This is a genomic window from Terrimonas sp., assembly GCF_003075435.1.
GTDB lineage: Bacteria > Bacteroidota > Bacteroidia > Chitinophagales > Chitinophagaceae > Agriterribacter.
The window spans coordinates 1-25,911 of record NZ_QCZJ01000041.1 but is presented as its reverse complement, the minus strand read 5'-3'; the positions used below and the strand labels follow the sequence as shown (position 1 = coordinate 25,911).

Genomic DNA, 25,911 nt, shown 5'->3' with positions numbered 1-25,911 from the left:
CTTCTTAATAATATATTCTGGTTATAACCTTTTACCAGCCTTGTTTCTATCGGTTACCACCGCCTTTGATTTTGGTAAGCTGATTGCTTCGGGAAATTTTGCTTTTTCTTCTTCCGCAGCTACTGTTTTATTATTGTCAATTACTGCCTGAACAGATTCGTAGAGCAAATCTTCGCGGCGTGCATTGAACGTACCTGCTTTATCTTTAGGTATCCTCATTTTGTACCCTTTGGATGATACGTCCCTGTCAAACCCGGGGTTATAAAGGTTGAATGTAGACTCCTCCATGCCCAAAGCTTTTGCGATTACAGCCGCTTTAAACCTGCCGTTTATATTGATTACTTCTGTGTTGGCAAGCTCATCGCTGCTTAAATTTCTGATATCAAGCAAGGGTATCATTTCGTCGCTTGCTTCTAATACAAATTGAGCAGCTATAAATTTCTTTACATGATTGCGGGATTCCGCAGGTAAGTATTGCTGCAGTTTCCAGAAATCCCTGCTTCCGCTTTTCCTTATTGCCGTTTCAACTCTTGAGCCTCCGCCATTGTAAGCTGCTATAACCAGTAACCAGTCGTTGTATTGATTATATAAGCTTTTTAAATATTTGGCAGCGGCATGCGTACTTTTTGCCAGATCCTTTCTTTCATCGCGGCGGCTGTTAATCGTAAGACCCATCAACCGTCCGGTAGTAGCCATGAACTGCCAGGGACCAACAGCGCCTTTATTTGATAAAGCCGTATTTGACATCTCCGATTCAATGATAGCCAGGTATTTAAGATTGGTAGGTAACTGGTGCTTTTCCAGAATATTATCTATCAATTTAAATTGGCGCTCATACTTTGCTTTTATTTTTTCAAGCCGTACTTCATTTTTTTGCTGGTACGATGTTACAAAAGCAATAGACGCCGGGTGCAGTTCTTTAAACATTTTCTCTCTTAAAGAAATTGTCTTTATGGTGGAAGCAGCTTTTGTAACTTCTTCACTTTTAGCTATTAAGATCAATTCTTCTGCAGAAGGTGCATTAACAGCGTCAGCTACAACAATCCCGGAAGGAACTGATGCTTTAATAGTGGTATCTTTTGTTTGGGGATGATGGGTACTGTGATCATTGATTGTTTCAGCCTGCACAGATGCAAGTGAACATATAATGAAAAATAAACAACCAAAACCTCTTAAATAAAATTTCTTCATAAATAACTCAATTTTTTTGGTTTGCTCCCTCTTTGCAATTATGATTCCAAAAAAGAAGGCTACAAAATAATTGGTTGATTCACAGGGGGTACGGAAATCCTAATAAATCGTGAAAGGTTTTGCTATCGATATTGGGGTAGAAGGCAAATGTAATAGGTCAAAACGATTTGCCATAGTATTAAGCCAAAATTATGCCATGATTAATGGTAAATAACGTTAGTTCATCCTCATTTTATGCCCTTTTGGCGTTAAATACGGAAATAATGTCGCTTTTTTTAAGCGTCAGGCAGGTTTAGTAGTTGTGGAGATAGAGTGTTTAATATTAAAGCCGATTTCAGAACCGATTCTTTTTAATGCGAGGGTCATCTGGTTTTCTACTGTTTTCACAGACAGGTCAAGCAGGGCAGCAACTTCTTTATATTTTAACCCTTCCTCTTTTATTAATTTAAAAATCAACTTGCATTTTGGAGGCAGGCTTTGAATGGCTTTATGTATCCTGGTTACCATTTCTGCGGTAATCATTAATTTTTCAGGGTCAAAATAAACACTATTCAGCTCAACCCAATAATCTTCTGCCAGGATGTGCTGTTCCCCTTTTTTCTTTTTCAGATAATTGATTGCCGTATTACGGGTGCTGGTGAACAGGTAAAGCTTAAGATTGGTGATATTGTGAAGGGTTTTCCTTTTCTCCCAGATTTTTATAAATACATCTGAAACCACTTCTTCAGACAATTGTTTGGATTTTACAAAGGAAAAGGCAAACTGCTGCAGGGATGGATAAAAATGCAAAAACAGCTCATTATATGATTGTTGATCACTGAACAGGGCAACTTTTTGCTGGAGCAATTCGATATTTGTATGATTGTTATTCATCAGGTGCAATCTGTGCAAGCCTTTGTTAACTTTAATTCCTCATTTTACAGGATGGTGTAAAATTAAATTATGCTGCTTCAAGAAAAATTATTCATAATCATCTTTTTTTCTACCTTTGCACTCCTTTAATAGCAAAAGGGGTAGTTCTTTTTATCTGGTATAACTTTTTTTGGACCCTTAGCTCAGCCGGTTAGAGCATCTGACTCATAATCAGAGGGTCGCTGGTTCGAGCCCAGCAGGGTCCACAAATACCGGGTCGCCCGGTTTCAGCCGGTAAGGCCAGTTGTTCAGCAACTGTGCCTGTGTTTTAAAAGTAAATACAGGCATTGCTTAAAAGATAAAGCCGGTGAAGCTCAAAATTCTGGTAGATTCAGATTCCTCTTTAACCTTTTATTAACCTGTTGCAGGATACATTTGTCACTCAATTAAAATTATGAAGCGTTTCTCACTGCTACTGGCATTATTTATTATTTCAGGCAATTACATTTTTGCTCAAACTGAAACTGACTCAATTCCTAAAAAGAAAGATTGGAGTAAAGCACAATTATCCGGAAGGGCAGCAGACCATTTTATGTTGCAGCTTGGTTATAATGGGTGGTCCGGGGATGTTGACGATATTAATACAAAGGGGCTCAGCAGAACATTCAATATGTACTTTATGTATGACTTTCCATTTAAGTCAACCCCGAATTTTAGTGCAGCGGCCGGTGTGGGTGTTGGAACAGATAATATGTTTTTCAAAGAAACCTATATTGACTTAACCAAATCACCATTAGCTTTTACGAACGATACCGTTAACACGTATAAGAAATACAAGCTTGCAACCACTTACCTTGAGATACCTGTTGAATTGAGGTATGCTGCTAACCCGGCAAATTTCAATAAATCTTTTAAAGCAGCTATTGGTCTTAAGGTAGGCACAATGGTGGATGCGCATACAAAAGCAAAAGTATCAAGAGATACACAAAACAATGGCGGATACAGCTACCGGGTAAAAGACAGGAGAAACTTTAATGCTACACGCCTGGCTGCCACCGTAAGAGTAGGATATGGCGTATTTTCTGTTTTTGGAACATACCAGATCAATACTTTTGTGAAAGATGGTTATGGACCTAATATAAGGCCTTATACTATAGGTTTGTGTATTAGTGGATTATAGTAATACCAGTAAAGCATTTAAATAATTAAACGGATGTCATCGGCATCCGTTTTTATTTGAACCTGCTTTACATTTGCAGCATAAAAATTAACCGAGTTGATTGATAAGAAAAATAAATTTTCAAAAGAAGAGAAAGCGATTCTTGTTGGGCTGGTATACAAACAGCAAACCGAGCAGCAATTACATGAATATCTTAATGAACTGGCTTTTCTGGCTGAAACTGCCGGGGCAAAAGCGGTAAAAACTTTTTTTCAGAAGCTTCCTCATCCTGATAGTAAAACTTTTATAGGTAAAGGAAAGCTCGAAGAAATACATGATTATATTCAACTCCATAAAGATATTGAGGTAGCGATTTTTGATGATGAGCTTACAGGTGCTCAAATTACCAATATTGAAAAAGCATTGGATATTAAAGTGATTGACAGGAGTGACCTGATCCTTGATATTTTTGCCAGCAGGGCAAAAACAGCACAGGCAAAAGCACAGGTAGAGCTTGCGCAATACCAGTATATACTACCAAGGCTTCGCGGTATGTGGAAGCACCTTGAGCGTTTGGGGGGTGGTATTGGTACGCGTGGCCCGGGTGAAACAGAAATAGAAACGGATCGCCGTATTGTCCGCGATAAAATATCATTATTGCGTAAACGCCTTGCTGAAATAGATAAGCAGGCATTTACGCAGCGGAAAGAAAGAGGTGAATTTATTCGTGTGGCGTTGGTAGGTTATACCAATGTGGGCAAATCAACCATCATGAATGTATTAAGCAAGAGCGAAGTATTTGCAGAAAATAAGCTCTTTGCAACTTTAGATACCACTACCCGGAAAGTGGTTTTTGAAAATACCCCTTTTCTCCTCAGCGATACGGTAGGCTTTATCAGGAAGCTGCCTCACCATTTGGTAGAAAGTTTTAAGAGTACATTGGATGAGGTAAAAGAAAGTGATATTTTATTGCATGTGGTAGATATATCGCACCCGCAATATGAAGACCAGATGGCGGTGGTGAACAAGACGCTGCAGGAACTTGGTTGCCACGATAAACCTGTAATTACAGTGTTTAACAAGATGGATCTTTATGTAAAAAATACATTTGATGAATGGCTGGACAGCGAAACAAAAGAACAGTTGCTGCGGGAGCTGAAAGAAAGATGGGTAAATGATACAAGGGGTAATTGTATTTTTATTTCCGCAACCGAAAGACAGAATATTGATGAACTGAGAAAAGTGCTGATTGACAAAATTCGCGAAAACTACCGCATTCGTTATCCATATAAAACGGATTTCTTTTATTAATGCCTGATACAAATTATTATTGGTATAAGCTGGCGGAACATGTTAATGAGCTTGATTTTGCAGGCAATAATATTGCCATTGCTGTGGTGAATGGAAAGAAAATATGCATAGCAAAATACAATAACGGTTTATATGGCTTTGCATATAAATGCCCTCATGCGGGTGGTATAATGGCAGATGGGTATATTAATCCTGCAGGCTATGTGGTATGCCCAGTTCACCGGTATAAGTTTGATATACAAACCGGGCGCAATGTTAGTGGTGAAGGATACTATATGAAATGCTGGCCTGTGCGGATGACAGAGGATGGTATATTTATCGGCATGAAATAAACGGATTAGCTGTAACTATCAAATTGTACCTGCCGTATTAAAAGTCATCGCTAATACTTTCATCTTATCGTCTCTGGCGATTGCTATATAATAACAATGAAAAGAATTGGTATAATATCAGATACGCACGGTTATCTTGATGAAAAAGTTTTTGATCATTTTGCGCAATGCGATGAAATCTGGCATGCAGGTGATTTTGGTAATATCACCATTGCAGATGCATTAAAAAAACATAAGCCTTTGCGCGGTGTATACGGTAATATAGATAGCAATGATATAAGAAATGTTTATCCTGAAAAGTTGCATTTCACCATTGAAGATATACCGGTGTTTATGCAGCATATTGGCGGCTACCCGGGCAGTTACGCGCCTGGCGTAAAGCAGGAAATTATAACTGCCCAGTCAAAATTATTCATCAGCGGCCACTCTCACATTCTGAAAGTGATGTATGATGATAAATTACAGTGCCTGCATATTAATCCCGGTGCAGCAGGTAAACAGGGCTGGCATAAAGTGAGAACCATTGTTCGGCTTACCATTGATGGAAACAATATGAAAGATTGTGAAGTGATTGAATTAGGTAAGAGATAATTTTTCTTATAGAAAGATCACCCTGCCACGCTTTCATTTTGTTCGGTTGGTTTATCAAGGGTGAGTACAGGTATCTTAGAAGCATAAGCCATAATGCGTTTGGTTATCCTGTTCCATAATCCTGGTAGCTGAAATTCTTTCCTTGACTGGCCAAGTATTAAATCTGCATTAATACGCCTTGAAAAATCAAGCGTGCTTTTTGCAAGATTCTGGCCTTCTAACAAAAAACATTGAACAGGTATAGTAGATACGCTTTGTACAAGTTCTAAGGTTTTATCCAAAACATTTTTTTTGTTACTGTTGTTTCTTAATGAAACAAGATAAACAGTGGATTTAAAAGAACGGGCAAGCGTGGTTGCCAGTTTTACACGGTCAACCGGAATATCATCATGCAGCGGCAACACTATTTTTTTGAAATGACTAACCAACCCGCTTGATCTTATTGCGAGGATAGGAACACTTACCTTTTTTGCCAGCAAACTTATAGAGATTGATGAAATGATCCTGTCAAATAAATTAAATTTTGCCAGGCCCATCACAACCAGATCCATTTTATAGTTTTCAATATACTGCTTCAGCTGTTTTTGTGGATGGCCTTGTAAAAGGCTGATTTCAATTTCACCTTCTCCAACCATTTGTTTTTTGTATATCGCCTTTAGCTCCGCTAATTTTTCGCGGCAGGTTTGCATATTAATATGAGATGCATAGGGTGTAAAATTGCTTGCATCAATATTTATTAAAGGAAAAACCGGTTTAAATACCACGTGTACCAGGTGAATATTGCAGTTGAAACTATTGGCTAATTCAATAGCTTTTGTAATAGCCCATTTATTTTTTACGGTAAAGTCAATAGGAATAAGAATATTGTAAAAATTGTTTTGCATAGCATTTTGGTTTATTGGTTATTCAAAAAAATACCTGTTGTGTTTCTCAGGCTATTTTAAGCAACGGGTAAAATGTTTTTTCTTTTATAGACGTAAATGAAACCTTTTCAAGCAGTTCATCGGAGCTGCAAAATGCTACACCTTTTCCTGCATGTGTTACAATGCATCTGTCGTCTTTATCGTCGCCAACCGCGATGCAGTTTTTTAAGGGTACATTAAACTTGTCGCAGGCAAATTGCAGTGCATTGCTTTTGCAAAAAGCATGTCCGCAAATACTATCCGGCGAGGCAAAGAAATAGGAGGGTAAATTTACTTCTCCTGTGGCTTTGCCTTCAAAGAACTCCAGTTGATTAGCATATACAAAATCAGCACCAATATTTTGTTTTACATAATTTGCTATCAGCGCATAGCTATGGCTGATTATGCCAACCCGGTATTTTCTATCTTTCAGCGCTGTTATTACGTCCTGAATGTCATCTACCATCTCTATACCGGCTGCTATATGTAAAAGATCATCTATGGTTTTACCTTTTAGCAATAAGCCAATCCTTTTTGTAAGTATGATCGGATCTTTTTCATTGAACCGCAAGTCTTCCAGTTCACGCACAAAACCAAATGCCTTTGCGCAGGTGTCAATAAATTTACCTTTAAAAATGGTGTTGTCAAGGTCAAAAACGATCATCTTGTTATAATCCGAAAGGTTTTCTTTCAATGTATTATGCAGCTCTCTTTGTATCGCTTCTATCGAAGAAATATCTTCTGCCGGGATATCATCTTTACTTACTCCCTGTGCCTTGGTAATTATAGCCCGGGATACTTCCTTGCTCATTTTACCCAGGCTTTCCCAGGGTTTGCTGTTATTTTCAATATAGCCAATATTAACTTCCTTAATGCGGGCCTTCATTAAATACATATCAATTAGTATACCTATATCTACGCCGTAATCATTAATAAAATTAATCCTGTTGAAAAATTGTTTTTTGCCTGCTATCATACCGCTTAACGGTTGCGAAAAGTTTGCCAATCCGGGGTAATATATGTTAAGAAGTGGTTTGGCTACCAGTTCAGTTACCCTGCCGGCATTCCTGGCAAAACTGGCTTTTACAAAATCCGCTTCATTATTAATAATAGGATCCGCCAATAACTCAATCGTTTTTTCAGGATAGGGGTCAATATCGCCATCCAGGAAAATTAAAATATCATTCCCTGCATTTTGAATACCATCCCTCATTGAAATGCCTTTGCCCCTTACAGCGCTGTGCACAACTTTTGCGCCGCTGTGTAAAGCAATTTCAACAGTATTATCTTCAGATTTATCGTCAACCACTATAACTTCTGTAACCAATGCATGCCTGTTACAGAAACTGATGATCTGTTCAATTGTTTTTGATTCATTTAAAGCAGGTATAATTACTGTAATCATTCACATGTCTTTTGTGGAAAAATCAATTTCCTGCATTGAGGGTGGGTAATATACAACATTCAGGCGGAAAATAAGAAGGTTGGGTATTAAGATTAAGGTGTAGGGCATAAGGCTTATGCATTTTGTGCAGGGGTTTAATCCTTCCTGTATCTTCCGTTTAAATATCGTGCTACAGAAAAAAAAATCCCGAATTGCTTCGGGATTTTAAAAAGATTGAAAGTATTATTACTTAATAGTCGTTGTTATAATCTCTTTTGTTATAACCTCCACGGTCTCCGCCGCGATCACGATCACGGTATCCACCGCCACCGCCTTTGTTGTAGCCGCCACCGCCGCCACCAAATCCTCTTTTCTTAAAACCGCCGCCACCGCCTGGTTTTGCCGGTCTTTCCTGGGCTTCATTAATTACGATCTTTCTGCCTTGTATTTCTTTGTCATAAAGGCTGCTGAGCGCATTCTGAGCTTCGGTGTCATTTTCCATTTCTACAAAACCGAATCCTTTGCTTCTTCCGGTTTCGCGGTCTTTAACAATTTTAATAGAGGAAACAGTACCATACTGTTCAAATAAAGTTCTTAAATCGTCTTCTGTCATAGTCCAGGAGAGATTTCCTACATACAGGTTCATTGTAACAAAATTTTAAATAATAAAAATAAAAATGGTAATGAAAACATAGTTGCTACAATGATCTGAGAACCCGGAGAAATAGCCGTAAATACCAGCCAGAATAGAACTAATGGGCATTACTTGATTGTGAAGATAATGCTTTCCGTAGTAATACCATAAAAAATACCATATTTATTACAAACGGAAAGAAGGGGTAAGTAAAAACACATATAAAGCAAAAGAGTAAAACTATTGTAATGTTACTCTTTTGCTTATAGTTTAAATATTATTCAGCCACTACTTCAAAGCTGAGCTCGGTTTCGTTTCCGTTACCGAAATCTACTTTAGCTTTGTGGGTGCCGAGTTCTTTAACTTCGTCCAGAATATGAATCCTGCGGCGGTCTATTTCATATCCTTTTTGGTCGCGGATAGCACGGGCAAGCTGTACAGTAGTAATGCTACCGAAAATTTTACCTGAAGTACCGGTTTTCGCGCCAATTTTTAATGGACCTTCGTTCAGTTTGCTTATTACCTGGTTAATTTCAGCCAGTAATTTTTCTTCCTTCTTTTTCAGCTGTTTCAGCTTTTCTTCCAATTGTTTTAAATTAGATGGAGAAGCCTCGATAGCATATTTCTGAGGAATAAGATAATTACGTGCGTAACCGCTCTTTACCTTTACTTTTTCGTTGGCAGAGCCCAGGTTATCTACGTCTTGTATTAAGATTACTTCCATGATTGCCTCCTACTTTAAAAGATCAGTTACGTAAGGTAATAAAGCCATTTGCCTGGCCTTTTTTATTGCGTCAGACACTTTACGCTGGTATTTAAGTGAATTTCCTGTAATGCGGCGGGGCAACATTTTACCCTGCTCATTCAGGAATTTCTTTAAAAACTCAATATCCTTGTAGTCTATGTACTTAATGCCGTATTTCTTAAAGCGGCAGAATTTTTTCTTAGGCTTCTCGGTTTTGATAGCCGTAAGATATTTTATTTCATTAGCTTTTGCCATAACTATTCAGCCTGCGCTTTTTCGGTTTTATAATTTACACCACTTTTCTTTCTGGCATTGTACACGACGGCGTATTTATCGAGTTTCGTTACCATGTGACGTAAAACCTGCTCGTCACGTAGCAGTTGAATCTTCAAAGATTCATTGAAGCTGGATGGCGCAGTAAATTCCATCACCCAGTAAATACCTGTGGTTTTTTTCTGGATGGGATACGCCAGTGATTTTAACCCCCAGGGGTTTGAATGCACTATCTCACCGCCAACTTCGGCAACAAGATCAGTGTATTTTTTCTGAGCTGCTTTAAATTCTTCTTCGCTCAGAATAGGGGTAAAAATCACCATCAATTCATAATTGTTCATTACCCTGAATTTTTGGTTTTTAAATAATGGGGTGCAAAGGTAAGTTTTTTTGCTATATCCGGAATTATTTGTTTATGGTTTGTAGTTTGTGGCTTCGGGGTTAAACCTCAAACCATAAACCACAAACTACAAACCTTCTTGCCATCCTGTCAGTAATCTCTCAAATGGCATTTTATTTGTCCCAGTAGAGCACATATATAATATTAATTTAATTACATATATTATGCAAAAAGGCAATATACGCGTACAAACGGAGAATATTTTCCCGATAATTAAGAAATTTCTGTACAGCGAGCATGACATTTTTGTGAGGGAATTGGTGAGCAATGCGGTAGACGCAACCCAGAAATTGAAAACATTATCCTCTATCGGCGAAGCGAAAGGCGAATTGGGCGAATTGCGAATAGATATTAAGTTAGATGCTGAAGCTAAAACGCTTACTATTTCAGACAAGGGTATTGGTATGACAGCCGGAGAGGTTGATAAATACCTGAACCAGGTGGCTTTTAGCGGCGCCGAAGAATTTCTTCAGAAATACAAAGGGCAGAATGACGCGAATATTATCGGTCACTTCGGGCTTGGTTTTTATTCTGCTTTTATGGTGAGCGATAAAGTGGAAGTAGTGACTAAATCATATAAGGAAGATACTCCCGCAGTAAAATGGGAATGTGATGGCAGCCCGGCATTTACCCTTGAAGAAGTGGATAAAGGAGAAAGAGGTACGGATATTATTCTCCATATAAATGAAGAAAGCAAAGAATTTTTAGAAACCCACAGGATAAGTCAGATACTTGAAAAATTCTGTAAGTTCCTGCCTGTGCCTATCTTTTTTGAAGACAAGCAAATCAATAATACAAACCCTGCATGGACCAAAAAACCTTCTGAACTTACAACAGAAGATTACCAGAATTTTTACAAGGAACTATATCCTTATAATGAAACGCCATTATTCTGGATTCATCTGAATGTTGATTACCCATTTAATCTTACCGGTATTTTGTATTTCCCTAAAATAAAACAGAGCTACGAAATACAAAAGGATAAAATTCAGCTTTACAGCAACCAGGTATTTGTAACGGATGAAGTAAAAGATATAGTGCCCGAGTTCTTGATGCTGTTACAGGGTGTGATTGATTCTCCTGATATTCCGCTGAACGTTAGCCGCAGCTATTTGCAGGGTGATCCTAATGTTAAAAAGATCAATAATTATATTACCAAAAAAGTTGCGGATAAGCTTGAAGAAATTTTTAATAAAGAGCGAAAAGAATTTGAAGAAAAATGGGAGAGTATTGGATTGTTTGTGAAGTATGGAATGATGACAGACGACAAGTTTTTTGAAAAGGCGAATAAATTCAACCTGTTTGAGGATGTCGATGGCGGTAAATTTTATACGCTTGAAGAATACAGGCTGGCTGCTGAAACATTGCAAAAGAATAAAGACGGCAAGCTGGTGATTTTATATACTACTAATCCGGTACAGCAGGACGCTTATATACAGCAGGCAAAAGCAAAGGGCTATGTTATTGTGAAGATGGAAACTATTGTTGATTCAGCATTTATTAACCAGGTAGAACATAAGCTGGATAATGTAACTTTTACCCGTGTTGATGCAGATATTGTTGATAATCTCATTGATAAACAGGAAGGTGGTGAATCAGTATTGAATAAGGAAGAAGCTGAAGCATTGAAAAACCTGTTTGATATTAAAATGCCTGAGGTAAATATGACGGTGGAGGTGAAAGGGCTTAGCGCTGATGCTCCCCCGGTTGTAGCCACAAGACCTGAATTTATGAGGCGTATGAAAGATATGGCATCGGTAAGCGGGCCAATGGGAAGTTTTTATGCAAACATGCCTGATGAAGTATCGCTTACAGTGAATGGTAATCATCCTGTCTATCAGAATATTTTAGCTGAAACAGATAGTGATAAAAAAGAAAAGCTGGTGCATAACCTCGCAGATCTTGCATTGCTATCCCAGGGTTTGCTGAAAGGAAATAATCTTACCGAATTTATCAACCGCAGTGTTGAACTGATAGGAGGAGTGCAGAAAGGAAAGATTATTGTGGAGGGCTAAAAACGATCTTTATAAAATATAAAACCCCGGATTGTATGTCGGGGTTTTTATATTTTATATGATAATTGTTATTTCTTAAAAGAAAGTAAGGCTGTTTTAATCGTACTTATTTTTTTTACCTGGTTATAATAAGTATGATCAGGATTTGCTGTTATTTTATGAATGATGCTTTTTGCCGCATCATAGTTTTGAAGCTTAATTAAAGCAAGCGCAAGATAAAATTCACTTTCCTGGGTATATGGTTTTTCAGTAAGCGTTTTATTTGCGTCAATTACCTGGTTAAAATAATCAGCAGCCACATCAAATTTATCGAGATATAATGCTGAGACGCCGCCAAGAAATTTTTCTTTTTGCCCGCTTTCATTAGAAATGGCAGATAACACGGCATTCCAGTTTCCCATTTTATATGATTGTTCTATATCAGTTCCTTTGGAAGCGCTTCTTGTTGCTGATAAATTATATGCTTCAAAGGCAGAGGTATATAATTTATCCGGGGTTATGGTGGCATATTGTATTGCTGTGTAAGAAGCTAATACCACTGCCAATACCGCTGCTACACGCATAGCGTAAAAGCCTATACTACGTATTTTTGCCGGTTGACCCTGTGTAGCGGTACTGCTGTTTTTACCTGTTTTGTATGCTGCTGCAATATTACCTACCTGCCTGTGCAAAGCAGAAAGTTTTACTGAGGCTACAGCCATATTCATATATTCATATGCTTCCCGCAGTTCGGCATTGTTATTTAATAGTTGCTCAACTAATTTTCTTTCCTCATCATTCACGGTACCATCTATGTACTGCTCTAGTAAATCAATATTGGCGTTAAAATCGTAAGTCATATACTATTTGCTTTCAGCGTTTCAATAATTGCTACATTATTTTTTACCAATGCTACAAGTGTTTTAAAACACTTGTGTTTTTTATTTCTTACTACCTGCTCGTTTTCGTAATTGGTTTGTTCAACTATTTCTTTCATTGATAAACTTTCGAAATAAAACAGGGTAAGGATTTTTTTACACCCATCACCCAGGGTATTAAATACTTCTAATAGCTTTTTTTTTGATTCCCGCTGCTCATAGGTTTCGTTGCTGTTATCATCCTGCAAGCGGTTTCTTTCAAAAACCTTATCCCTCTTTTCCGCGCTGTTTCTTTTCTTCAACTCATTCAGCCAGCAATTCCTCGTCATTGAATGCAAAAAAGTTTTTACGCTGGATTCTTCCCTGAACTTTCCTGACTGCACCACCCGGATAAAATCTACCATTACTTCCTGCAGTATATCCTGGGCGTCCTGCTCGCTGCCACTATTATTAGTAATTAAAGAACTCAGGTATTCAAAATGTGCTTCGTAAATAAAGGCTATCGCACTATTAAGATTTTTATTTGTTTTGATGCTGATTATCAAATCAGTATCGCTTAATCTCAATTTGCTGTTCATTTTACATACTATTATTGGTAAAGGCTGAAGGATGTTTTGTAACTGTAAAACGTAAAAAAAGCGGATATATTTATTTTCAGCAGGCTATAAAATATTTGTGGTAAGCCTTTTGAGGGATAAAAAGAGGGAATTATTAACAAATCAATGTTTAAACATTAATTATATTTGCAGTCAAATATTAAAACGATATAAATCATGGCAACAACTACATGGATCATAGATCCTTCACACAGCGAAATACAATTTAAAATCAGGCACTTAATGATAACTAACGTAACGGGTAGTTTCCAGGCATTTACCTCAACGGTAGAGACTGAAGGAGATGATTTTACAAAAGCTAAGATCAGGTTTACAGCAATAGTAGATTCTATAACTACCGGCAATGAGCAAAGAGACGCTCATCTTAAAAGTCCTGATTTTTTTGAGACTGAAAAATATCCGGAGCTGGTGTTTGAAGCAAATGGCCTGCGCTCAAAAGGCGGTGATGAATATGAAGCAGAAGGCGACCTCACATTGCATGGCGTAACAAAAAAAGTAAAAATATCTGTAGAAGCCGGTGGTGTTGTTAAGGACCCTTATGGTCAGACAAAGGCAGGCTTTTCTGTTGCTGCAAAAATTAACCGTAAAGATTTTGGTTTAAACTGGAATGCCGCTACAGAGGCTGGTGGGGTAGTAGTAAGTGATGAAGTTAGGGTAAGTGCTGAGGTACAATATGTTAAACAATAATTTTATAATAGAAGTGTGGAAGAAGCTGCCTTTGTTTTGAGGGTAGCTTTTTTATTTTGAACAAAAGCAGGATAATATGAAATAGATTGGATGCATTTCAAACTTTCGCGGAAGTGTGCGGTGAGACACTGCCCAAGGCGCACGCCCTGGTTGGTGTTTCCGCCAGCCAGGGGAAATCTGGAATGCAACCAATCGTTTTACCTAATCTTTTTTTGAATAAAATGCATTTTTTTTGTAAAAATTATAATCATACCACTTGAAGCATTTCATAATTGCCCTGCTTGACTTTGTTTATACACCTTTTCAAAAATTTATTGACAGGCAAACATTCCGGTATGTAGCGTGTGGGGGAGGTAATACTTTACTTGATATTATTATCTACTTCGTTACCTATAATTTCATCTTAAAGAAGCAAATTGTACACACTCCTTTTATAAGCATAAGTCCATATATAGCTTCATTTATTATCTCTTTTTTTGTAACATTTCCAATAGGATTTCTGCTAATGCGGAATATAGTATTTACAGGGTCTACTTTGCGGGGAAGAATTCAATTGATCCGGTATTTTGCGATGGTAGTAATGTGCGTGGTTTTAAATTATATTTTTATAAAACTCTTTGTAGAGCAATTTGGTTTTTATCCTACGATAGCTAAAGTAGTTACAACAATTATTGTAGTTTGCTTCAGCTATCTAACACAACGGCATTTTACCTTTAAAACTAAAACTAAAAATTGAAATTGGAATAAATGCTTAGACCATTTATTATCCATTACTTTTTTCGGGAGATGGAAAAGATAGATCAGGTGTTTTTACAAAAGGTCTAACTTATTTCATGGTCTAAACAATTTTATTCCTACTACAGGTTTACCTGTAAGTGTGTTTTTCTTATAGGTCGGCAACAGCCAGATCGAAAAATAGGATAAGGTTTATGGACATCAACATGTATAAAATGTTCTAAAAAAGTAGTCTTTGCTGTATCTATATGAACCAAAGTTTTAGGAAATTGAGCTGGTTAACCTTTCCTTGAGAATTGTCTTCTAATTTCGGTTATACAAAACAGTTAGAACCGTCAATACTCTTGAACTAGCACCATCGTGCATTAAATATCTATCAAAAACATATTTGTTGTCGAAAAGTAATAGCGGTATTTTATTACCGTTTTTTAACGGTGATTTTCCACCGTTTTTTAACGGTAGCCCAGGTACCGTTTTTTAACGGTTTTATTATGTTGTTTTAACGGTTTTTTTTGATTGAAATTGACATTTGTTATTGAGGTTCTATTTAGTATAAATAATATTAATTTGTAATTAAATAGATTGCAATAATTTGTATATATATTTTTCTATTGTGCATGTTTAGCTTTACAGCGAAATAATTTTTCATTCACTTTAAACCACAGAACATGCTTACAATTCAAAAGAAATCATTAAAGAGCGGAAAGTACGTAAACACAGCTTATGTAGACAGTATAGTTAGAACTTATAAGCAAGAAAGATGGGTGCACAATTCAGCACGTATTGGTAAAGAAGATTCATTAAGTACCTGGTACAGCATTGAAGAACTTGAGGAGTTCATAAACACTGCAAAAATGCATGGTGCAGACGGTATCAAATTCTATTTCGCAGCATATCCTTCAGATTTTACTGAAAAGCCAGAATATGCCGGACGTCAAACATTGGCACTTGTAGCAACCAAGAGCAAAGAAATGGAAGAGGGAACAGGGCATAAAGATATTTACGTACAGGATGGAGATGCCACTACCATACTGGCATATAACTTTGGAAAAATTTGCCCTCCAAGTTGCCCGGTGCCTCCAAAACCAGCCGATGCTGATGACTGGGGCGGTATAGGAATTACCATTGTAGACAGAGGCGAACAAGGCATGACTTTAGTATAAAATACTATCAGTTATTATAATATAAACCTCCTGATAACTCAGGAGGTTTTTTGTTTTTATAAATCATTTACTCCCTTTATCTTGCACAAATGATATTTAGTGAGGTATACATATATTTTATTTTGTTAGCATCACTGGCAGCTTGTAGATTTTATTTCGAAAAAAGGATTTCTATTTATCTGTATCTCCTTTCTCCATTTTTGCTTTTAACTTTCTTGGTTGAGATAATTGCTTTGTGGATGGGGTACAATGCAAGACCCAACGTGTGGCTATACAACTTCTTTATGATTATACAACCAGTATTTTACTTTTTATTGGTTCGTAATGTAATCCGGAATAAAAGAATGCGGTCTTTTTTGCTATTCGTTTCCTGGCTATACCCGTTATTTGTAATAATAAATATATTTTTTTTGCAACCGCGCAAAGATCAGTTTGTGAGCATTTCTTATGCAACAGGAACGCTGATCATTGTTCTTTCCACCATTTTTTATTTTTATGAACTGTTCACCTCTGATAAATATATTAATTTAGCCAGGGACCCCTTTTTCTGGATATGTTCAGGATTGCTGTTCTTCTATAGTTGTGGCTTTCCACTGTTTGCTTTAAATAATTTTTTATCCAGTTCATCGAATATCTTCATAAAAAATTATACTTCAATTATTTCCCTCCTTAATATTTTACTATATTCATCCTTTATCATTGCTTCATTATGCAGGATCAGGATCAGGAATTCTTTTTTTTAATAATAATAGGCGGCTTACTTGCCTTTTTACTGGTAGGGTTTGTGGTAACAGTTCTTTTGTTGTATCAAAAGCGGCAACACAGGCAGGAGCAGGAGTTAACCCGGCTTAAAGAGGAGTATGACCAGGAAGTTCTGAAGTCTCAACTTGAGATACAGGAGGCAACATTAAAAAATATTGCACAGGAATTGCATGACAACATCGGGCAGATCTTGTCTGTTGTAAAATTATCACTTTCTGTTTTACCCGTTGAAAAAGAGCATAAAGCATACGAGCCTTTACAACATATCAGGGAAGTATTAAATAAGGCTGTGTTTGATCTTGCCGATCTTACAAAAAGCCTTCATACAGACAGGATTGCTCAAATTGGACTGGTTGAATCTGTGCGGTTTGATTTGCAGACACTTAAGAAAACAGGATTAATGAATGTACAGTTTGATGTGGAAGGAGAAGAATATAAACTCAGCGGACAAAAGGAGATTTTTATATTCCGTATTTTTCAGGAGCTTGTAAATAATATATTAAAGCATGCAAAAGCTACCCAGTTAAATATCCTGTTGGATTACACCGCCTCTGATAATTTTATACTTTCTGTAGTAGATAATGGAGTGGGATTCAGCATACAGGATAAAAAAGATTCAAAATCTCCACTTAACGGCGTTGGATTAAAAAGCATGATGAACAGGGCAAAATTAATCGGTGCAACTATAGTTTTTGACAGCTACCCGGGCAAAGGTACATCAGTAAAAATGGAGCTACCTATAACTACATCAGCCCAAACGATTGATGAATAATTATGGATACTAAAGCAGCTATACATGTAGCTATTGTTGATGATCATACGCTTTTGAGGAATGCGTTGGCCAAGCTTATTGAGTCATTTGATAATTTTTCGGTTGCTTTTGAGGCTGCTAACGGAGAAGAGCTGAAGCAGCTTCTTGTAAAAAAATATATTCCCGATATTATTTTACTTGATGTGAATATGCCGGGGATGAATGGTTTTGAAACCGCAGAGTGGCTATATAAAAATTACCCGCAGATAAAAGTACTGGCTTTATCAATGCTGGGCGATGAAAATACGATCATACGTATGCTTAAGCTGGGCGCTAAAGGATATATTCTGAAATCAACTGATCCGGAAGAGCTGGAGCTTGCACTCAATTCGGTGATGAAAAAAAATTTTTATTTATCGGAGTATATATCAGGAAAAATAATTGGCGGGCTTAACAGGAATATGGATGTGCCCGATGATATTACTTTCCTTACTGAAAAAGAAAGAGAGTTCCTGAGGCTGATTTGCTCAGATCTGTCCTATAAAGAAATAGCCGAAAAAATGTATGTAGGACAAAGACGTGTTGAAGATTATAGAAATACCTTATTCGAAAAATTAAAGCTAAAGTCGCGGGTAGGACTGGTTTTATATGCTATTAAAAATGGCATTTTTGAAGTGTGATATATTCATAGTTCAAATGAATCTATCCTGATCGCCAGTTCTCCCTTACTGTTGCACCTTAGTACAAAATTTTCTTTTAACGGGTATATATTTACTACCTGTATAGATTCCATTTTACCTTGTGCAAATATTCCTTTCTGCAATTCCCCGTTCATCTGGTTGTTTACCTTATTTATCAAGGTATCAGTATAGGCCTGCATATTAAAGGTTGAATATTTATTGAGTTCATTAATGATTTTCCTGTTAAATAGCCATTTGGCTGTTTTAATCAAAAAGTTTTTGGTACGTATATCGTAATCAATTTCTTTAACCTGCAATTCGTTTCTGGATGGATTAAATACTGGTTTTCCTGTTAAATACATAACGCCATTGTCTGATCCTTTAAAGCTTATTTTAATGATGAGCTTTTCATTGTCGGCGCCATATAGGTCACATTTTTCTATGATGATATACTTTCCCAGTTTATCCATATCAATCCGTTTGCCGGCTAGTTGTTGGGTAAGTAGCTGGCTTAACGAATCATAGTTCATAATAGCATCAATATATATACTAAAGCCTTTGCGGCGCGTAAAATCACTGATATCCGGAACAACGGTTTTGTGATCTATTGTTCTCGTAAGGCTGATCAATGGTCGCGCAGATATACCAACAGAAATATTGAGAGAATCGTTTTGAGCATACAGTGAGCTCATCCTCAATTTTTCAGGGTTTAATTGCAGGTACCCGATATCATACAGTTTCACACTTGTATTCAATACATCCCACAACTGCTGAAACTGAGGGCGGAAATTCAGGCTGTTAAGTGAGTCCTCAATATCCTTGCCGGCTATTATCAGCTCTTCTTTTAACTGAGCCATTACAACCGGCGTAATATCCTGTCCCCAAAAGCAAACCGTACATTTATCCAATGGTTTAGGATCAAGCGCCTGGAACCTGGTAGCAACATTATAGTTGTTTTTTATCTGCAGGTTGGCTTTGTACCCGATGTCCACCTTCGGTTCCGCTTCTTTCAGTCCGCAGGCGCATACCGGCGACCAGGGGGAAATAGCCACTCTGTCACTTCCGGAACCGGTGCATACCCGCTGTGCACCCGCTATAATATAGCTGCCGGTAAAATTGAAGTTTACAATATTGCCTCTGGAGCTGATGCGGAGCGGACCTCTTTTAAAACGATACATGTATTTTGTATCGCAATTATTTACAATATATTCATTGGGCCAACCATCAGAAGCATAAATCTTTTGTACGTTCTTTTCCGCAATTTCGTATAGAGGCTTCAGGTTAACCTGCAGGGGAATATCAATGTCGCTTAAAGGCAGCGTATCTAATGAAAAATAAGTTTTGGCAAGCTCAGGCTTCTCAGGAATGATTTTTTTTGAACAGGCACTTAAAAAAATCAGCATTAAAATAAAACTACCGGTATGCTTCATACAGATATTGAAAATTGTGATAAATATATAAAGCTTTTGTTGTGCCTAAATCGTTGAGCGCGTTAATTTTTAAAACAATTTTAGTTTGTCAGGTATAATAAAAATAACTGCCATTTTTGCACTTTTCAGGCTCATGGCATAATGATTGACAATACATTTCATACTAAATCAAATTATTTAATACAATTATAAAGAGATATGGGAAAAATAATAGGAATTGACCTCGGTACCACCAATAGCTGCGTTGCTGTTATGGAAGGTAATGAGCCTGTAGTAATAGCCAATGATGAAGGTCGTCGTACCACGCCTTCAGTAGTGGCATTTTTAAAAAATGGAGAGCGTAAAGTAGGGGATCCTGCAAAACGTCAGGCCATTACTAACCCGGTAAATACCATAATGTCAGTAAAGCGCTTTATGGGCCGCCGCTTTGATGAGGTATCCGAAGAACTAAAACACGTAGCCTACAAAGTTGTAAAAGGCGATAATAATACTATTCGTATAGATATTGATGGCAGATTATATACGCCACAGGAAATTTCTGCGATGATTTTGCAGAAAATGAAAAAAACCGCTGAAGATTATCTTGGACAGGAAGTAACAGAAGCTGTTATTACAGTGCCTGCTTATTTTAACGATGCCCAGCGCCAGGCAACAAAAGAAGCTGGTGAAATTGCCGGTTTAACTGTTCGCCGTATAGTAAATGAACCAACTGCTGCGGCATTGGCTTACGGCTTGGAAAAAAAGCATAAAGATGAAAAAATCGCGGTATTCGACCTTGGCGGCGGTACTTTCGATATATCTATTCTTGAATTGGGAGATGGCGTATTTGAAGTGAAATCTACCAATGGTGATACACACCTGGGTGGTGATGATTTTGATAAAGTGATCATTGACTGGCTGGCAGACGAATTCAGGAAAGATGAAAATATTGATCTGCGTAAAGATCCTATGGCATTACAACGTTTGAAAGAAGCTGCTGAAAAAGCTAAAGTAGAATTGTCTTCTTCAAGCGAAACAGAGATAAACCTGCCTTATGTAACAGCTGTTGATGGTGTGCCCAAGCACCTGGTTAAAAAATTGACCCGTGCAAAATTTGAGCAGTTGGCTGACAGCTTGTTTGAAAGGTGTCTTAAACCTTGTGAGCAGGCCTTAAAAGATGCAGGGCTTTCTACTTCCCAGATTGATGAAGTGATATTGGTGGGTGGTAGTACACGTATACCTAAAGTGCAGGAAATAGTAGAGAAATTTTTTGGTAAGAAACCTAATAAAGGCGTTAACCCTGATGAGGTGGTGGCAATTGGCGCTGGTATACAGGGCGCGGTATTAACCGGAGAAGTGAAAGATGTATTGTTGCTTGATGTAACGCCGCTTTCTTTGGGTATTGAAACAATGGGTGGTGTAATGACACGCCTGATTGATTCAAACACAACCATACCTACTAAAAAATCTGAAACATTCTCTACTGCTTCTGATAACCAGCCAGGCGTACAGATTCATGTGCTGCAGGGAGAGCGTCCGATGGCTTCTCAAAATAAGAGCCTCGGTATGTTTAACTTAGATGGTATACCGCCGGCTCCACGCGGAGTACCGCAGATTGAAGTTATTTTTGATATTGACGCTAACGGCATATTAAACGTAACTGCTAAAGATAAAGGCACCGGTAAAGAACAGAAGATCAGGATTGAAGCAGGCAGTGGTTTAAGCAAGGAAGAAGTTGAAAAAATGAAGGCTGAAGCAAAGGCAAATGAGGCAAGTGATAAAGAAGCCCGTGAAAAAGTTGATAAGGTAAACCAGGCCGATAGTCTAATTTTCCAGACTGAAAAACAATTGAAAGAGTTTGGAGACAAAATATCTGCTGATAAAAAAGCGCCTATTGAATCAGCGCTCAGCAAATTGAAAGAAGCGCACAAACAACAGGATGTTGCGGCTATTGATTCTTCTCTTTCTGAATTAAATACAGCATGGACTGCGGCTTCTGAAGAAATATACAAAGCACAGCAGGGTGGTGCAACTGCCGGCGATCCAACCGGTGGTGCTGGTCAGCAGGAGCCACAGGGCGCAAATGCCCCGGCTGGTGATAATGTTACCGATGCTGAATTTGAAGAAGTGAAATAATGTGAAGTTAGTAATATAATGACCCTCCGCGAAACGGAGGGTTTTTTTGTGAACCTGTATTTTGCCTATTTATGCTGGTATGTGAAGACACATTCCAGTAGCAAAAAATCTTATCTCCTGCCGGTAAGTTTATCGGAACTGGCGTAGGTTTGTAGCGCAGGTGTTGTGTGTGTTAGCTGACCTGATGCCTGAGCATTACTTGTTTTGCCATAATAATAGCCCTGCTATTTATGCAATGCCCGTTTAAGAAGTTAAGATAAGTAACAGCAAGGCAGCAGGTCTGGCCCGGCACAAGGCAATGCTACCAAACCTGCGCCAAATTGCAACATGTATTAATAGCAGGATGGGCACGTTCCAAATTTTTGCACCGCTTTTCCCTCTCTGTTGCGTGGCGAGGAAACAAAAAGGGCGAGGCAATTAAAATTGCAGAGACAATTTGGAATGCATCCAACCGGATATATACCCCGTATATGATAAATATTTATCTTATAATGATTTTGTTGGAGATTAAAGCTATTTTCCAAAAGAAAAATAATTTAATTGTAGTTTTAGTATAGCTTCAAAATATGTTTTTGATATTATGCAAGTACAAACTGAAGGTTATGAAAAAGTGATAGCAGATGATACAGGTGCAATACTTTTGAAGACAACTTTTGAAAATTTATATAACAGCTACTTTGATAAGTTGTTTGAATATGGATGCAGATTACATAATGATCAGCATCTTATCCAGGATTGCATCCAGGATGTTTTTATAAAGCTGTGGAACAAACGGCATCAGCTTTCTAACATAAAAAATATTAAGAGCTATCTTTTTATCGCTTTAAAAAATACTATTTTAAATAAAGCAGCATCTTCTACGCATAAATTACTCCAGGGTGGAGATACCCCATTTGAATTGAGTTATATAATAGAGGAACAGGTTTCTAAAGGAGAAATATCAGCAGAAACACTTAGTGGCTTATATATTGCCTTAAATAATCTAACAGACAGGCAAAAGGAGTGTATTTACCTGAGATATTTTGAGGGGCTTGGTTATGAAGAAATTTCAGACTTGCTCAACATATCTACCAAAGCCACTTATAAGCTGGCTGCCAGGGCCTTAGAGTGCCTTAAGGCTAATATTCCTGAATCGTTATTTGTTCTGTTTTTTTTGAAATTATAAAAAAAAGTTAAAAACCGTGGGGTAATTATCGGAGATCGCCTGTCTTGTATACGGGTACGGAAACAGTGATAGGCTAAACTTTAAAATAACGATTGTGCTTTCTGACAATTACCAAAACTTTGAAGCTGCAGACTTTCTTGATGATGATTATTTTATCAGTTGGAGAACTGATAATAATAAAGAAGTGAGCAACTGGTGGAACGAATGGCTGCTGAAAAATCCACATAAAAAAGAAGCGGTTGATAAGGCTATAGAGCAATATAACCTAATAACGGGCTTCAAAAGAATAACTCCTACTGCTGATCAGCATAATAATACCTGGCTGAATATTGAGCATAATATTTTTAATGCTGCACACACCCAACCCAGAACAAAGTTTTTATATTGGTTTGCTGCTGCAGCCGTAATAGCTATTACTACCGGGATATGGTTTTTTAACAGGAAACCAGATGCTGAAAGTGTTTTAATTGCCTCAGGCGATAAAAATAAAACGATAGTATTGCCGGACAGCAGCGTGATCATCCTGAACAAAAATTCTTCATTACGTTATACTGAAAATAATGAGCGGGAAGTTTGGATTGAAGGCAGCGGTTATTTCCATGTAAACAATATAAGTACGCCAGGTAAACAAGTGCCTTTTGCCGTGCATGCAGGCAATTTGGATATAAATGTGTTAGGAACGATCTTCTCAATTGTAAATACTCCCCTGCAATGTATTGCGGTTTTAAAAGAAGGTAAGATTGAGGCAAATGCCTTTTCTAAAACTGTATTACTCTCACCCGGAAAGAAAATTACTGTCAGCAACAGCGACTTTACCATTAGTAATGTAAATGCTGCCCTGTATAATCCCTGGATAGAAGGGAATTTTCATTTTGATAATACAGGTATTGATGAACTGACTGATATTGTTTCTGTTTTTTTTCAAAGAAATCTCACTATAAAAAACCGGGAAAAACTGAAGATAAAATCGATCAGCGGGATTGTAGCCGCCAACGATACAGCCACCTTTGTAAAAACACTTTCAATACTCTTAAATGCCCGTATAGACCTTAATGAGAAGGAATTGATAATTGATCCAAAATAACTTTTCCGTAATCAACCAATTTTAACAGAATAAACAGCTATTGCTTATGATTGCTTTAAGAAGGAGACTGCCGCTCCAATTATTGATGTGTGGCATTTTATATGGTACTCATCTTGAATCAAAATCGCAGGTAAGTTATGTATCAACAAGCAGGGTAACTACCAGCGGCAACATTCAGAACAAATCTGATCTTATAACGTTTAAAGAGATGGTCGATCATCTCTACGCTCAAAAAAAATGGAAATTTGTATGGGATGAAAATGCTACGAAAAACATCCGCATTCCTGCCGCTGTTATGCAATTAAAAGATGAAGAAATTATACAGCGTCTGGATGATATTCTTAGAGCCGGTGGTTTGCAAATAAATAAGGTTACAGTCACCCAGTATGCAATTGTGCCTTTTAAAAACAAGGCTAAACCTAAAAGCCATCCTGTTTTGATGCAGGAAGAAATAAAAATTACCGGAACGATAAGAGATGCATTGGGTAGCCCACTTCATGGCGTATCTGTATTGATTGTGGGCACAAACAGGGCTACAACTACTAATGAAAAAGGTGAGTTTGAAATTATAGCTAACAAAGGAGAAGTAATGGAATTAAGTTTTGTAGGGTATATAACACAAACCATTACTATAAAAGACAGGATTGAATTTGATATAGCAATGGAGCCTGCCACCGGTGGTTTAAACGAGGTTGTAGTAGTGGGGTATGGAAAACAAAAGAAAATCAGCCAGATCGGCGCCCAGTCTACCGTTAAGGTTGATGAATTAAAACAGCCCGTTGCTAACCTCTCTAATGTATTGGCTGGACGTCTTGCTGGCCTTGTTGGCGTACAGCGCAGCGGCGAGCCGGGCTATGATAATGCGAGTATATGGATAAGGGGTATTTCAACTTTCACCAACAGTAACCCGTTAGTATTGGTAGATGGTGTAGAAAGAAGTTTCAATAATATTGATCCGGAGGATATAGAAAGCTTTAGTATTTTAAAAGATGCTTCTGCCACAGCCGTATATGGTGTAAGAGGTGCGAACGGCGTAATACTTATCCAGACAAAAAAAGGAAAAACTGGTAAGCCTAAAGTTAACTTGCAGTATAACCAGGGTTTTACAGCCTTTACAAAAATGCCCAGCTTTGTTGATGGCCCAACGTATATGGAGCTTGCAAACGAAGCATACAAAAGCAGTAATCCTGCAAGTACTACACCATTGTATTCGGAAGAACGTATTCAGGCTACTAAAGATGGCTCAGATCCGGATCTTTATCCCAATACAAACTGGATGAAGGAAATGTTTAATAAGACCGGAGAAAACAGGAGGGCAAATGCCAATATAACAGGAGGCTCAGAAAATGCAAAATATTATCTTTCTGTTGGTTATTATGATGAAAAAGGATTATTTAAAGTTGATGAACTGGCCAAATACAACTCATCTATCCGGTATAAGCGTTTCAATTTTACTTCCAATCTTAATCTCAATATTACCAATACCACAAAGCTTGATTTCGGAGCATCTGGTTATATTGCTTCGGGTAATTATCCGGGCACAGGAACCGGCAGCATTTGGGATAATATTTTTCTGATGACACCTGTTGCGATGCCGCCACAGTACTCTAATGGTTATGCGCCTGTTGCCCGTAGCGGGCTTACAAGTCCTTACGTATTGCTCACACAAACAGGTTATGCAACTGAGTATAGAAATCAGCTCTGGTCAAATATACGGCTTACCCAAAGCCTTGATTTCTGGTTGAAGGGGCTTTCTGCTACAGCAATGTATTCTTTTGACGCATTTAACCAACATAATATCGGGCGTAGAAAAACAGTTGATGGATATGCCGTGCTTGGCAGAGACAATAATGGAGAACTGCAGTTTGAGCAAACACGGGTGGGAACTAATTATCTTGATTTCAGTAAAGGTTTTGAAGGCGACAGGCAGTTTTATACAGAAGCTTCAATTAATTAACCCAAGTTGCTAGTTAAATGAGGAGAAAAAGAGCATCAATAAAAGATAATTTTGAGTTACCACACACAAAACTCAATTATCAATGCTCACAGCTGATAAAATTATAGGTATTTATTGTA

Annotated in this window: 25 protein-coding genes and 1 tRNA gene; 15 read left to right on the top strand and 11 right to left on the bottom strand. The window is 37.7% G+C overall.

Translation table 11 applies throughout. The features are described from left to right. Positions 1 to 21: 21 nt before the first annotated feature. Together DC498_RS24550 and DC498_RS24545 are read right to left on the bottom strand one after the other, a co-directional pair. Positions 22 to 1,191, bottom strand: coding sequence for a lytic transglycosylase domain-containing protein (locus DC498_RS24550; RefSeq protein ID WP_116876773.1), 1,170 nt, complete (start codon positions 1,189 to 1,191; stop codon positions 22 to 24). 282 nt (positions 1,192 to 1,473) lie between these two features. Next, entirely contained in the window at positions 1,474 to 2,064 is a 591-nt protein-coding gene (locus DC498_RS24545; protein WP_116876772.1) for an RNA polymerase sigma-70 factor, read from the bottom strand. Positions 2,065 to 2,235: 171 nt separating this feature from the next. On the opposite strand from DC498_RS24545, the gene DC498_RS24540 reads away from it, so the two are divergent. The 5 genes from DC498_RS24540 (at position 2,236) to DC498_RS24520 (ending at position 5,436) form a co-directional block, all read left to right on the top strand. Next, a tRNA-Ile gene (locus tag DC498_RS24540) sits at positions 2,236 to 2,309 on the top strand. A gap of 188 nt (positions 2,310 to 2,497) precedes the next feature. Beyond that, positions 2,498 to 3,223 (top strand): outer membrane beta-barrel protein, encoded by a 726-nt coding sequence (locus tag DC498_RS24535; RefSeq protein ID WP_116876771.1) that lies wholly within the window; start codon positions 2,498 to 2,500, stop codon positions 3,221 to 3,223. A gap of 96 nt (positions 3,224 to 3,319) precedes the next feature. Beyond that, positions 3,320 to 4,513, top strand: coding sequence for a GTPase HflX (gene hflX / locus DC498_RS24530; protein ID WP_116876770.1), 1,194 nt, complete (start codon positions 3,320 to 3,322; stop codon positions 4,511 to 4,513). Next, on the top strand, positions 4,513 to 4,845 hold the full coding sequence (locus tag DC498_RS24525; protein WP_116876769.1) for a Rieske (2Fe-2S) protein: 333 nt from the start codon (positions 4,513 to 4,515) through the stop codon (positions 4,843 to 4,845). The genes hflX and DC498_RS24525 overlap by 1 nt, the downstream gene beginning before the upstream one ends. 96 nt (positions 4,846 to 4,941) lie before the next feature. Then, a complete protein-coding gene (locus DC498_RS24520) occupies positions 4,942 to 5,436 on the top strand; it encodes a metallophosphoesterase family protein (RefSeq protein WP_116876768.1) in 495 nt (164 codons plus the stop codon). 17 nt (positions 5,437 to 5,453) lie between these two features. Here the strand turns inward: DC498_RS24520 and DC498_RS24515 are convergent, their stop codons facing one another. The 6 genes from DC498_RS24515 to rpsF all read right to left on the bottom strand — a co-directional run bounded on the left by DC498_RS24515 (position 5,454) and on the right by rpsF (position 9,715). Beyond that, complete coding sequence (locus tag DC498_RS24515) at positions 5,454 to 6,320, bottom strand: universal stress protein (protein ID WP_116876767.1); 867 nt, start codon at positions 6,318 to 6,320, stop codon at positions 5,454 to 5,456. Positions 6,321 to 6,366: 46 nt separating this feature from the next. Next, complete coding sequence (locus tag DC498_RS24510; RefSeq protein ID WP_116876766.1) at positions 6,367 to 7,743, bottom strand: glycosyltransferase; 1,377 nt, start codon at positions 7,741 to 7,743, stop codon at positions 6,367 to 6,369. Positions 7,744 to 7,972: 229 nt separating this feature from the next. Next, a complete protein-coding gene (locus DC498_RS24505) occupies positions 7,973 to 8,368 on the bottom strand; it encodes an RNA recognition motif domain-containing protein (RefSeq protein ID WP_116876765.1) in 396 nt (131 codons plus the stop codon). A 265-nt stretch (positions 8,369 to 8,633) separates the two neighbouring features. Beyond that, positions 8,634 to 9,080, bottom strand: coding sequence for a 50S ribosomal protein L9 (gene rplI / locus DC498_RS24500; RefSeq protein WP_116876764.1), 447 nt, complete (start codon positions 9,078 to 9,080; stop codon positions 8,634 to 8,636). Positions 9,081 to 9,089: 9 nt separating this feature from the next. Further along, entirely contained in the window at positions 9,090 to 9,356 is a 267-nt protein-coding gene (rpsR, locus tag DC498_RS24495; RefSeq protein WP_116876763.1) for a 30S ribosomal protein S18, read from the bottom strand. 2 nt (positions 9,357 to 9,358) lie between these two features. Further along, on the bottom strand, positions 9,359 to 9,715 hold the full coding sequence (gene rpsF / locus DC498_RS24490; RefSeq protein WP_116876762.1) for a 30S ribosomal protein S6: 357 nt from the start codon (positions 9,713 to 9,715) through the stop codon (positions 9,359 to 9,361). 223 nt (positions 9,716 to 9,938) lie between these two features. Here rpsF and htpG point away from each other — a divergent pair, with 223 nt between their 5' ends. After that, positions 9,939 to 11,789: a molecular chaperone HtpG gene (htpG, locus tag DC498_RS24485; RefSeq protein ID WP_206197741.1), complete on the top strand. Its 1,851-nt coding sequence runs from the start codon at positions 9,939 to 9,941 to the stop codon at positions 11,787 to 11,789. A gap of 68 nt (positions 11,790 to 11,857) precedes the next feature. Here the strand turns inward: htpG and DC498_RS24480 are convergent, their stop codons facing one another. Further along, entirely contained in the window at positions 11,858 to 12,628 is a 771-nt protein-coding gene (locus DC498_RS24480) for a hypothetical protein (protein WP_116876760.1), read from the bottom strand. After that, complete coding sequence (locus tag DC498_RS24475; protein ID WP_116876759.1) at positions 12,625 to 13,224, bottom strand: RNA polymerase sigma factor; 600 nt, start codon at positions 13,222 to 13,224, stop codon at positions 12,625 to 12,627. The genes DC498_RS24480 and DC498_RS24475 overlap by 4 nt, the downstream gene beginning before the upstream one ends. Positions 13,225 to 13,419: 195 nt before the next feature. Between DC498_RS24475 and DC498_RS24470 the strand changes: the two genes are divergently transcribed. From DC498_RS24470 to DC498_RS24445, 5 genes are all read left to right on the top strand, one after another. Beyond that, positions 13,420 to 13,950: a YceI family protein gene (locus DC498_RS24470; RefSeq protein ID WP_116876758.1), complete on the top strand. Its 531-nt coding sequence runs from the start codon at positions 13,420 to 13,422 to the stop codon at positions 13,948 to 13,950. 256 nt (positions 13,951 to 14,206) lie between these two features. After that, the gene (locus DC498_RS24465) at positions 14,207 to 14,686 is read left to right on the top strand and encodes a GtrA family protein (protein WP_116876757.1); all 480 of its coding nucleotides are present in this window, start codon (positions 14,207 to 14,209) and stop codon (positions 14,684 to 14,686) included. Between the two features lie 667 nt (positions 14,687 to 15,353). Further along, positions 15,354 to 15,848, top strand: coding sequence for a hypothetical protein (locus DC498_RS24460; RefSeq protein WP_116876756.1), 495 nt, complete (start codon positions 15,354 to 15,356; stop codon positions 15,846 to 15,848). Positions 15,849 to 16,557: 709 nt separating this feature from the next. Then, the gene (locus DC498_RS24450) at positions 16,558 to 17,382 is read left to right on the top strand and encodes a sensor histidine kinase (RefSeq protein ID WP_116876754.1); all 825 of its coding nucleotides are present in this window, start codon (positions 16,558 to 16,560) and stop codon (positions 17,380 to 17,382) included. A 2-nt stretch (positions 17,383 to 17,384) separates the two neighbouring features. Continuing rightward, positions 17,385 to 18,041 (top strand): response regulator transcription factor, encoded by a 657-nt coding sequence (locus DC498_RS24445; protein WP_116876753.1) that lies wholly within the window; start codon positions 17,385 to 17,387, stop codon positions 18,039 to 18,041. 5 nt (positions 18,042 to 18,046) lie between these two features. On the opposite strand, the gene DC498_RS24440 is transcribed toward DC498_RS24445, so the two are convergent. Next, positions 18,047 to 19,471, bottom strand: coding sequence for a DUF4403 family protein (locus tag DC498_RS24440; protein WP_116876752.1), 1,425 nt, complete (start codon positions 19,469 to 19,471; stop codon positions 18,047 to 18,049). A gap of 198 nt (positions 19,472 to 19,669) precedes the next feature. Here DC498_RS24440 and dnaK point away from each other — a divergent pair, with 198 nt between their 5' ends. The 4 genes from dnaK (at position 19,670) to DC498_RS24415 (ending at position 25,792) form a co-directional block, all read left to right on the top strand. Next, positions 19,670 to 21,586, top strand: coding sequence for a molecular chaperone DnaK (dnaK, locus tag DC498_RS24435; protein ID WP_116876751.1), 1,917 nt, complete (start codon positions 19,670 to 19,672; stop codon positions 21,584 to 21,586). Positions 21,587 to 22,166: 580 nt separating this feature from the next. Further along, positions 22,167 to 22,751 (top strand): RNA polymerase sigma factor, encoded by a 585-nt coding sequence (locus DC498_RS24425; RefSeq protein ID WP_116876749.1) that lies wholly within the window; start codon positions 22,167 to 22,169, stop codon positions 22,749 to 22,751. Between the two features lie 94 nt (positions 22,752 to 22,845). Further along, positions 22,846 to 23,835, top strand: coding sequence for a FecR family protein (locus DC498_RS24420; RefSeq protein WP_165813951.1), 990 nt, complete (start codon positions 22,846 to 22,848; stop codon positions 23,833 to 23,835). A 46-nt stretch (positions 23,836 to 23,881) separates the two neighbouring features. Beyond that, on the top strand, positions 23,882 to 25,792 hold the full coding sequence (locus DC498_RS24415; RefSeq protein WP_116876747.1) for a SusC/RagA family TonB-linked outer membrane protein: 1,911 nt from the start codon (positions 23,882 to 23,884) through the stop codon (positions 25,790 to 25,792). Positions 25,793 to 25,911 lie beyond the last annotated feature (119 nt).